The sequence below is a fragment of the Weissella sp. DD23 genome, assembly GCF_001579105.1.
Classification (GTDB): domain Bacteria; phylum Bacillota; class Bacilli; order Lactobacillales; family Lactobacillaceae; genus Weissella; species Weissella cibaria.
In genome coordinates this window covers 4509-9990 of the sequence record NZ_KQ970390.1, presented here as the reverse complement: position 1 = coordinate 9990, position 5482 = coordinate 4509, and the positions used below count along the sequence as shown (strand labels likewise).

At 43.7% G+C, this 5482-nt stretch carries 6 protein-coding genes and 1 pseudogene; all 7 read right to left on the bottom strand.

Annotation, left to right across the window (positions count from 1 at the left end; all coding sequences use genetic code 11):
* Positions 1-308 (bottom strand): annotated as a pseudogene (locus WEIDD23_RS14075) (Xaa-Pro dipeptidyl-peptidase); the annotation flags it as partial.
* A gap of 106 nt (positions 309-414) precedes the next feature.
* Complete coding sequence (locus tag WEIDD23_RS00050; protein ID WP_010370365.1) at positions 415-1227, bottom strand: DUF4097 family beta strand repeat-containing protein; 813 nt, start codon at positions 1225-1227, stop codon at positions 415-417.
* Between the two features lie 4 nt (positions 1228-1231).
* A complete protein-coding gene (locus tag WEIDD23_RS00045; protein WP_010370361.1) occupies positions 1232-1852 on the bottom strand; it encodes a DUF1700 domain-containing protein in 621 nt (206 codons plus the stop codon).
* 5 nt (positions 1853-1857) lie between these two features.
* Positions 1858-2166 carry a PadR family transcriptional regulator gene (locus WEIDD23_RS00040; RefSeq protein ID WP_010370357.1) on the bottom strand — a complete coding sequence of 103 codons (309 nt, stop codon included), beginning with the start codon at positions 2164-2166 and terminating at the stop codon, positions 1858-1860.
* A 155-nt stretch (positions 2167-2321) separates the two neighbouring features.
* Complete coding sequence (locus WEIDD23_RS00035) at positions 2322-2912, bottom strand: hypothetical protein (protein WP_174855496.1); 591 nt, start codon at positions 2910-2912, stop codon at positions 2322-2324.
* A gap of 128 nt (positions 2913-3040) precedes the next feature.
* Positions 3041-4429 (bottom strand): Nramp family divalent metal transporter, encoded by a 1389-nt coding sequence (locus tag WEIDD23_RS00030; RefSeq protein WP_010370351.1) that lies wholly within the window; start codon positions 4427-4429, stop codon positions 3041-3043.
* Positions 4430-4747: 318 nt separating this feature from the next.
* Positions 4748-5233, bottom strand: a complete 486-nt coding sequence (locus WEIDD23_RS00025; RefSeq protein WP_010370349.1) for a universal stress protein — start codon at positions 5231-5233, stop codon at positions 4748-4750.
* Positions 5234-5482 lie beyond the last annotated feature (249 nt).

The window sequence follows — 5482 nt, the reverse complement described above, 5'->3', positions numbered from 1 at the left end:
GTATAATCAACATCCTCAACAAAACCTAACAATTGCAAAGCGACGGCGTTAAACACCTCTTCCGTCACTGGCGCACCACTATTTAAGTACCCAGCCAAATCCTCACGAGTGTTAATGGCAATATCACGGAACTTCACACGACCGTCCTGCACTTCTGGAAAGGCAATCCGTAATAACTCCCGCCAAACCGCCGTCGCATTTTTTGCGTGTGCTACCTGAACTGGTTCATCATAAAAACCAATTGTCGCGAGTTCTTTTAATTGTGTTTCAAACGGTGTGTCGACCACCGCAAATTGATTAATTTTCATTGCTGTCACCCCTTTAATAGTCTGATTATACCAAAGATTAAAAAATTATTAGAGCATTAACGTGAAAAACACGGCGTCTCGTTCTGAGTCGCCGTGTTTTGCTAGTTTATTTTTTTAATTGAATCATGCCATTAGTTGTCTGCACGTGTAGCGCTTTATTTTGATCACCTGTTTGGTAATCTTTAGCACCAGCTGGCAAGTCAAATCCTTGGGCCGTCAAATAGCCACTATCTGTTTTAATTGCCATCCCAGGTGCAGTCACCCCTTGCAAAACAACTTGGCCGTTTTCCGCCGTAACATCGCTCGTTTCCGTTAAGGTCGTATTGTTTAGCTTTACCTGACCATTATCAGTTGTGATATGTGCCGACTTCAGGGTCACATTCTGCAGACGCGTTGCCCCGTTTTCTGCTTCACTTTTCACTGTGTCGCCGGTAACGTTCTCCAAACGAATACCACCATTATCATTGCGCAAAAGTGATTGCGTCACAGCCAAGCCTTTCACTGCTATGCCGCCATTTTCACTCGTCAAATCCAATTTATCCAGTTTCACCCCATCGGGTACCGTAATCGTGACAGCCGGATCATAACTCATCGTTGTCATCACATTATCCTGGTCCGTGGCATGGACAGTCAGCACGCCATCGCGTAACTGCGTGCTCATGTGTGCATTAATGGTTGTCATTTTGACACGCCATTCTGTCCCGCGCTTGATTTCAACGTAATTATTATCATTCGTCACCCGAAGCTGTTTAATATCCTGACCGGCAAAAGTTTTATTAATATGCTTAATATTGACCACCTTTGGGCCATCATGCCAAGCAACATTCAGATTGGCACCGCTCATGTAGCTACCAGCCATCATCACGCCACCAATTGCCATCCCAACACCACCAATAATCAACGCGTGCTTTAACTTCATCACTTTAACCCTCCGTTACTGGCGTGTGCTTCTTTGACAAGAAACGTCGACCAATCCACTTCAAAAATGTCACAAACATCTCAAACAACGCTTTCGTCACGGCCCAAACTAGCGGCGTGAAGAAAATAACTGCTGCCGTCAAAGCAATGCCCAAGCCCATGTAGAAAATGCCAGTCCCAACGGCTTGCGTGAGTACGCCAATACCAAGTACAAACATGAACAAACCACCGGCTAACGCCCCAACGATTCCCATATAGATACCAGCTAAAATCATCAGAAAAATAGCTAACACGCTCATAATACCAACCACTACGACGATGGCTAGTGGAATCAAAATTGGTGAGGCAAAGAGACCGAGAACAATTAACAAAATCATCATTGTCAAATTCTTTGTACGCTTACCTGCTGGCGCATCCTGCGCGGCATCATTATCTGACTCGATAAAATATTCGACTTTTAACGTCCGGGCAAATTGCTTAGGTGAACCATACTTCGCCACAATTTCATCTGTTGTCAGCCCCGCATCCATCATTTGCTCCTCATAAAACTGCAAGAGTTCATCGCGTTCATCTGCCGGAATACCTGACATATTTGCTTTCACTTCTGCTAAATACTCATTAACCATATTGCCTACTTCTCCTCCAATAGTGAATTAATAGCTTGGCGGAAATCGCCCCAAGCCGCCTTGATTTCTGTTAAATGTTCTTGCCCGGTTTCAGTCAAGCGATAATAACGTCGAATGCGGCCTTCAAACGGCTGATCATATGTCTCCAGATAACCATCTTTCTTTAAGCGTCGTAGAACCGGATACATCGTTGATTCGCTGACACCCAATAAATCCTGCATCGCTTTGGTAATAATATAGCCGTACGTATCTTCTTTAGCTAATAGTGCTAACACAGATCCGTCCAGCAAAGCGGTTGGTACTTGAATGTTCATCACCGCATCTCCTTTGTTTTATATAACACTATTTATCGTATAACATTATGTTATATGAGATATAATGTTATGTCAAGAATAAAGCCGTCAGCAATTCTTATTACTGACGGCTTTACTGTTATTTAGTTTAAATAGGGCACGGGTTTCAAATTATCTTATCGTCGCTCCAGTTTAATCAGTTCCAACGTTGTCATGATGACCTGCCCCTTCCGAAGCTTCGTATTATAGGACTGCACATACATGCCATCTTGCGAATCAGTCCCCATCATTTCATTAATAAAGCCTTTTTTGGTGCTTACTAAATTACCAGAACCTTGTACAGCAGTAATCTTATACTTACCAGGTTTAATATCTTTACCCACCTTATACACACCCGCATGTAGGTCACCTGACTTAATTGCCTTGCGCTTGGTAACCGCTTCAAAATGGGCCGTAACCCCACTTAAAGAAATATTAACCTTTTTCTTCAAATCCAGGGTATAAGACGAAACATACATGTCAGTACCCATATCTGCATTAGGATCACCTAGAACGACATTAGTATCGCCTGTCGAACTTGTAAAATTCCCACTTGTCCCATTAGTTGGCGTGACAATGTATCGACCAGGTTTGATATCTGTTCCGACTGTATAATCACCTGCAGTCAAGTCGGTCGTCTTGCCGGCCGCGTTGACTGCTGTCATCATGCCAAAGACTGCCGCGCCGACAGCTAATACGATTAAAAATAATTGACGTAATTTCATCATTTCAATCCTCCCATCTGAATGTACGTTCAGTATAGGAATCCTTTATGAAGATTTATTGTTCGGTGCTCAAAACGATAAATTCCGCAAAAAAGCACCTCAATCCGAAGATTGAAGTGCTTACTTAATGTTTATAGCCAGTTCGCAATGATTTGAACGACCAATTGAATGTTCAAACCTGTTAGCACGATAAAGACCAACCAGGCTAGAATTGTCATCCACTTCGGGTTAACGAAATCTTCCCCCATCACCTTCTTAGATGATGTAAACAAAATCAACGGTGCCATGGCAAATGGCAAGGCGATTGATAGGAACACCTGTGAGTTAATCAACAACGTATCCAACTTCGCTTCATCCCCACCATACATCAACGTAAAGGCGATGACTGGTGCCAAGGCTAGTCCACGGGTAATCATACGACGAGCCCACATTGGAATCTTCAAGCGCAGGAATCCTGCCATGACAACTTCACCAGTTAGCGTCCCCGTAATCGTTGAGTTTTGTCCTGATGCTAACAAAGCGACCGCAAACAACGTTGACAAAACCGGTGATGCAATCGCACCAGCAACCGTACTATCTGACAACGCCGTGTACATTTGACCGAACGTTCCAACTGAATCACCGTGACCGAAGAACAATGATGCTCCCAAAATCAACAACAATGAGTTAACAACAAAGGCCAACGTCAATTGGATGTTTGAATCCCAGGTCATGAAGCGCACCGCTTCCTTCAATTCAGCCTTGTTTTCACGGTTGATCTTACGTGTTTGTGAAACTGATGAGTGCAAGTACAAGTTGTGCGGCATCACCGTTGCACCAACAATTCCCAAGGTCATCAGCAATGGTGAATCAACACCCTTAGGTGCATGTGTGCTAACGGCTTGTAGCTGTGGCACATAACCACCTAGCATCGCCACGATATCTGGATTTGATGACACCACCAAATAACCAAAAATAAACAAGATGGTCAAAATCAATGTAATGACAATTGCTTCGATTTTACGGAAACCAAAACGCATCAATAATAATAGCAAAATAACATCAAATGCCGTTGTTAAAACAGAGGCAATCATTGACCAACCAAATAGCAAGTGCAACGCAATTGCCCCACCGATAACTTCGGCAATATCCGTTGCAATCAACGCTAATTCAGTCATAATCCACAATACAAAGCCACCTGACTTTGATGTGCGGGCACGCGTAGCTTGCGCCAAATCTTCGCGCTTCACCATTCCCAATTTACCAGCCATGTATTGTAACATCATCGCAATCAATGATGAGACCAAAACAACTGACAAAAGCGTGTAGTGGTAGTTCGCACCACCCGCTACTGATGTCACCCAGTTACCCGGATCCATGTATCCGACCGCAACCAGTGCACCGGGCCCTGAAAAAGCCCACAATTTGCGCCAAAATGAACCGTTCGTTGGCACTTCAACTGAACCATTCACGTCGCCTAGACTTGCGTCAGCAGTTGCATCGCCGACGAAGTGCTTCTTTGTCATTTCTTCCTTAGACATGACAAACCTCCTATATACGAGAAAAAGTCGTAGTGAGGAGGGTTCCCCAGTGTACTATTCACTTTTTAGTTAATAGTGCTAAACAAATTTCATAAAGGATTTCGTCCAACTAACCATGTTAGTTGAAGGCTTATGACTTTCGCTTAACCGGGGCTCCTCACCCGCAAGTGCTAGTATACAGTTCATATTATGCATAAGCAACCCTATTTTTTCACATCTGTCAAAAATAATTCAATAAGGTGAATTATTCTAGTTTTCTTAATAAAAAATAAGCAGAGCAATCATGCTCCGCTTACAAATTCTTCATACTTTATTTTCTTACTTGGCATCAACAGCCGTGTCACAGCGGGCAATCATTGACGATACTTTGGCGTGACGAGCCACATAAACGGCTTGTGACCCAAGTGATTCCCAGAAGCCCTTCTTTGAGTGGGCCCCGATAATAATCAAATCCGCCCCAATCTTAGGCGCCAAGACGTCAACTAAGACTTCACCAGCCCGTTGGCCACTATCATATACCACTTCAACCTGCTTCACGCCGTGTGACTCCGCATATGCCTTGTAACGATCAAGATTAGCAGCCAAGTTGTCTTGCATCATTTGCACCGCTGGCAAATTCAACACATCAACCGCCGACAATTCACCCAATTCCAGAATTGATGCAATGTACAACGTCGCATCGTCCTCAATTGCCTGGTGAATCGCATTGGCCAACGCCACATGTCCTTGTTGTGACTCATCGACACCAACCAAAATCTTTTGGAAATGCATTGGTTCGATATTCAAGTTCAAGTCTTCTGTCATAGTGATATCCCCCATATCTATTGTTATGGGCTCAGTATAGCAAATTGGGTCAGTATTTTCCGTGCCGAACCCTTGAAAAAAGCTGGATACCATTGGCACCCAGCTTCACAAATTATTCTGTTTTACCCGCTTCAGCGTTATCACGGAAAGTTATGGCCATTCCTGCTAATAATTTACGCATAAATTGGTCACCAACAACCAAATATTTAGGATGTCCTTTGCGACGTAGCATCGCACCAACTTCCCCCT